The organism is Paracoccus rhizosphaerae (assembly GCF_026162645.1).
GTDB lineage: Bacteria > Pseudomonadota > Alphaproteobacteria > Rhodobacterales > Rhodobacteraceae > Paracoccus > Paracoccus rhizosphaerae.
The window spans coordinates 1-2255 of the sequence record NZ_JAOTBE010000146.1; the positions used below are offsets into that span (position 1 = coordinate 1).

General features: G+C 62.5%; 3 protein-coding genes and 1 pseudogene. All 4 read left to right on the plus strand.

All coding sequences use genetic code 11. The features are described 5' to 3' along the window. Positions 1-402: 402 nt before the first annotated feature. Positions 403-582 carry a GMC oxidoreductase gene (locus OC184_RS19940; protein ID WP_265508924.1) on the plus strand — a complete coding sequence of 60 codons (180 nt, stop codon included), beginning with the start codon at positions 403-405 and terminating at the stop codon, positions 580-582. A gap of 25 nt (positions 583-607) precedes the next feature. Next, positions 608-910, plus strand: a pseudogene (locus OC184_RS19945) (enolase C-terminal domain-like protein); the annotation flags it as partial. 248 nt (positions 911-1158) lie between these two features. Next, positions 1159-1617: a DUF2934 domain-containing protein gene (locus tag OC184_RS20650; protein ID WP_378926060.1), complete on the plus strand. Its 459-nt coding sequence runs from the start codon at positions 1159-1161 to the stop codon at positions 1615-1617. Positions 1618-1640: 23 nt separating this feature from the next. After that, a complete protein-coding gene (locus OC184_RS19950; protein WP_265508925.1) occupies positions 1641-2234 on the plus strand; it encodes a YrrC family ATP-dependent DNA helicase in 594 nt (197 codons plus the stop codon). Positions 2235-2255 lie beyond the last annotated feature (21 nt).

A 2255-nucleotide genomic window follows, 5' to 3' on the forward strand; every position in this document is an offset into this window, starting at 1 on the left:
TAAGCACCCATACGCTGCCTGAGGCGACAAGCGCGGTATAATCACCGGTCATTGGAGCAGGCTTGCAGCCAATTCTTTCGATGTAGTGCGAATAGGCTTCATCGACGATCTTCTCGATACTCCCCACGTCGTGATCCGTGGCCGACCGGATTATCGCCCGTTGCATTTTTCGTAGGTCCTCCAATGTGATTTTCAGCCTGGTGTCAGCTCGACCGGCTGGAAAGGGACTCGAAGCCGACATTCCCGTTTCGATCACCGCAAGATCCGGCCGGGCTACGAAGGCGGATACCAGCGCGGCTACAACTCGTTGTTCAACGCCATCGCCGCTCGCGATATCGAGCAGGCCTGTGAGTCTATGAAGTTGGCGCTAATCGAGGACCAGAAGCTGCTTTTGCAAGAGGGGTGGGGGCGGACAACGACCCCATGGCAGTGCTGGACCTTGCACTGCGGGTCCGGGGCGTAGACGGCTTGCGCGTCATCGATGCTTCTATGACGCCGAACATCGTTTCAGGTAACACCAATGCCGCGGCGCTTGCCGTGGGCGACAAAGCCGCAACCTTGATCCTAAGGAGCCAGCCGTGAAGATCATCGCGCTCAAGACTTTCATCGTACCGCCCAGATGGTTGTTCCCATCGCGTTGGCCGCGTGCCTTCAGGTGGACGCGGTCAGCCACAACGCCTTTATCCAGGAGCAATCCTTGGGCATCCACTACAACGAGGGTGGCGACCTTCTGGATTATCTGGTCGATCCAAGCGTCTTTTCCTACAAGAATGGCATGGTTGATATGCTGCAGGGTTCGGGTTTGGGCGTCGAGATCAATGGAGAGGTCGTAGTTCGTGCCGCATCGACCGGCCATCGGTGGCGCAACCCGCTTTGGCGCCATGCTGACGGATCGGTGGCCGAATGGTAAGTATGGGACGTCTTCCAGAACGGCGTACCGCCATCACCGGCACGGCGCAGGGGAACATGTGCAGCTGGCTGACCGCGTCACCCAGCCACTCCGCCTCAGCTTGATGCGCCTCGAGTGGTGCGCCACAGAGGCCGTTGGCTGCATCGCTTATCTCTGCCACGATGAGGTACAGATGTTCAGACGGTGGCAACCCCGCTAAGCGCTTTGACAGGCATCAGGTGTCCGCCATGGCAGAAGGAGAATTCGCGATGAATGACGAACGCACGCAAAGGGTCCGGGACCGGGCGCACGCTCTGTGGGAGCAGGCGGGCCGTCCGGAGGGGCAGGATGCTCAGCACTGGTCGCAGGCCGAGCGTGAAATCGCAGCAGACGAGGAGGCACAATCCTCCGCTTCCGCCGGAGTGATAGGCGCCCGCCGGGGGCGCAAGCCGAAGGCCGTCGCGGAAGAGGCAGCGGAGGCTCCAAAGGCGAGGCGCGGACGCCCTCCCAAAGCCGCGGCCGATACGGCAGCCGAGGGATCAGCCGATGCGCCACGGGCAACCAGGGGCCGCAGTTCCAAAGCCGTGACCGGAGAGGGTGCTGAAGCGCCGAAGGCCACGCGCGGCCGCAAGGCCCCGGATGCTGCCGGCGGAGAGGGCGAGGCGCCAAAGGTGCGGCGCGGTCGCAAGCCGAAGGTGGCGCCCGAAGGCTCCGACACAGCTGACTAAGCGGGCTGCAGGTTGCGCCGCTCATGACCCCGCAGGTCGCTTACAGCCCGGCTGAAGTGCTTGCCGGACTGGTCGAGCGGGTCACGTTCCACAACGCCGAAAATGGCTTCTGTGTCCTGCGGGTGAAGGCACGCGGGCATCGGGACCTTGTGACGCTCGTCGGCCATGCTGCGATGATCTCGGCCGGAGAATGGGTTACGGCCTCCGGTTTCTGGCTCAACGACCGAACCCACGGCCTGCAGTTCAAGGCGCAGTTCCTGAAGACGCACGCGCCCTCCACCGTCGAGGGGATCGAGAAGTACCTTGGTTCAGGCATGATCCGGGGGATCGGGCCGGTCTATGCGCGGCGGCTGGTCAGGAGCTTCGGCACCGACGTCTTCGACATCATCGAGGCGACGCCCGAGCGCCTGCGCGAGGTTGAGGGGATCGGCCCCGTCCGCGCCGCCAAGATCACCACCGTTTGGGCGGATCAGAAGGTGATCCGCGAGATCATGGTCTTCCTGCATCAGCATGGTGTGGTGGACCTGCACCTGTTCCGTTCCGGTCTTCTGAGAGCGATGCTCTCTTCAAAGGAGACAGGATATGGCAGCGACACACAGCGAGGAGTTCAAGCGTGATGCGGTTCGCATCGCGCTCAC

Excerpts from the sequence above, each read along its gene's own strand:
- OC184_RS20650 (WP_378926060.1), top strand. The coding sequence starts at position 1,159 with ATGAATGACGAACGCACGCAAAGGGTCCGGGACCGGGCGCACGCTCTG.
- OC184_RS19950 (WP_265508925.1), top strand. The coding sequence starts at position 1,641 with ATGACCCCGCAGGTCGCTTACAGCCCGGCTGAAGTGCTTGCCGGACTG.